An 898-nucleotide genomic window follows, 5' to 3' on the forward strand; every position below is an offset into this window, starting at 1 on the left:
TGAACTGCACCCCAAAAGTTAGACAGAAAAATCTAACTTTTGGGGTGTTTTTATTATGAAATTAACTTATAAAGATAAAGTTCAGATCTATGAACTTAGAAAACAAGGGCGAACCTTCAAAGAGATTTCAAATATATTTGGGATAACAATTCCCAATCTTCAGTACATGATTAAATTGATTGATCGTTATGGAATAGAAATCGTCAAAAAAGGAAAGAATTGTTACTATTCACCTGAACTAAAACAAGAGATTATTGATAAAGTTCTACTTGAAGGTCGTTCTCAAATAAGGGTGTCTCTAGATTATGCTCTTCCAAGTGTTGGAATGTTGCCTAATTGGATAGCACAATATAAGAAAAACGGGTATACTATTGTTGAGAAAACAAGAGGGAGACCATCTAAAATGGGACGTAAACCAAAGAAGAAACCCGAAGAGATGACAGAGTTAGAACGTCTTCAAGCAGAAAATGAGTACCTGAGAGCGGAGAATGCTATTCTAAAAAAGTTGAGAGAACTCCGATTGAGGGACGAAAAGGAGCAAGAAGAAAAACAGAAATTGTCCGAGGATTGGTAACAGAGTTTGCCTTAGAGATTCTTCTAAAGATTATTAAGCTAGCACGTTCAACCTATTATTACCAGCTAAAGCAGTTAGATAAAAGCGATAAAAATCATGATATTAAAGATGAAATTCAAGCTATTTTTACTGAGCACAAAGGAAATTATGGTTATCGCCGAATGACTCTAGAATTGAGGAATCGTGGTTTTGTAGTGAACCATAAGAAAGTCCAACGTCTGATGAAGATCCTTGGTTTAAGTGCCCGAATTCGTCGTAAACGCAAGTATTCTTCATACCAAGGAGAAGTTGGCAAGAAAGCAGATAACCTTATTCAACGCCAGT

Annotated in this window: 1 pseudogene; it reads left to right on the top strand. The window is 35.6% G+C overall.

Annotated elements, in window-relative coordinates:
- Nucleotides 1-55 precede the first annotated feature (55 nt).
- Nucleotides 56-898 (top strand): annotated as a pseudogene (locus tag JX304_RS06130) (IS3 family transposase); the annotation flags it as partial.

The organism is Streptococcus parasanguinis, from assembly GCF_901875555.1.
Classification (GTDB): domain Bacteria; phylum Bacillota; class Bacilli; order Lactobacillales; family Streptococcaceae; genus Streptococcus; species Streptococcus parasanguinis_H.